The organism is Arenibacter sp. F20364, assembly GCF_023015905.1.
Lineage (GTDB): Bacteria > Bacteroidota > Bacteroidia > Flavobacteriales > Flavobacteriaceae > Arenibacter.
In genome coordinates, this window is the sequence record NZ_JALKBD010000103.1 from 1 (window position 1) to 1,273 (window position 1,273).

Sequence of the window (1,273 nt, forward strand, 5' to 3'; positions counted from 1 at the left end):
TGTCCAATAATTCCGAATACTCGCTACAAAATATTTGGACTTGAATTTGCTATCTGTCCTTTTCTGCAATTTTTAAAATATTGAAGTTTCTTACTGTCTGGGATGACCACCAACTCCTGAGTGTGTTGTTTAGCGTTTTATCATGAAAAAGTGTTGAGTACATTCTTTAGACATGAGATCAAAAGATTGTATTGTGCAATTTCAGATTTCCATATCACATTTCCCAAAAGCCAATTTACATCTTGGACTTTACGTTAGTATTCAAGTTTATCCGCGACATAGGAGGAGCACAGATATTCTTGAAAAAGATACCACCGCTCGCAACCTAATCATGATTACCTAAGATCATTTTTTAAAGAAACGGACGGTTTATAATTAATTATTTAAATAAAATAACAATGCAAGTTTTTGAACCATTTACATTATCAGGATTAGAATTAAAGAACAAAATTGTTATGGCTCCTATGACAAGAAGTAGGGCCGTCAACAATATTCCAAACGACTTAATGAAAGAATATTATTCGCAGCGAGCAGACGCTGGCCTAATTCTTTCTGAAGCTACCGGTGTTTCAGCCAATGGAACCGGATATCCTCGAATTCCATCAGCTTATACCCCCCAGCAAATTGAAGGGTGGAAAAATATTGCCGAAGGTGTACACGCCAAAGGGGGGAAGTTCTTTGTACAGCTTTTCCATACAGGACGCGTTTCAGCATCTCTAAATTTTCCTAAAGGAGGCAGAACTGTAGCACCTTCACCTATACCCTTAACATCAATGGAAATGTACACCGATCAGGAGGGTATGCAACCGCATGATGTTCCAAAAGAAATGTCACTTGCTGACATTAAACAGGCTCAAAATGAATTTGTAAACGCTGCGACCAAACTTATTGAAGCTGGTATTGATGGTGTAGAAGTGCATAGTGCAAATGGTTATTTATTGGATCAATTCTTAGACCCAGGAACAAATCAACGAACTGATGAATACGGTGGAAATTTTAAAAATAGAGCAAAGTTCACCTTAGAAACTACACAAAAGGTAGTTGATGCGATTGGGGCTGACAAAGTTGGTATACGGTTTTCCCCATATAGTGTCCTTCACGGAATGTCCGGCGACTATCCTGAAATCACAGAAGTATATACTTATTTGGCCCAGGAACTATCAAAGATGGGTATTGCCTATATCCACATTGCAGACCAACGTGCAGCCATGTCCGCCCCCGAATTTGCAACAGAAATCTGGAAAATTATCGGAGATAACTTTAACGGTACTAT

General features: G+C 38.6%; 1 protein-coding gene. It reads left to right on the forward strand.

Going from position 1 to position 1,273, the window contains the following annotated elements; translation table 11 throughout:
* Positions 1-398: 398 nt before the first annotated feature.
* Positions 399-1,273 (forward strand): alkene reductase (locus MWU84_RS23880; RefSeq protein WP_246906512.1); only part of this gene is annotated, 875 nt, incomplete at its 3' end.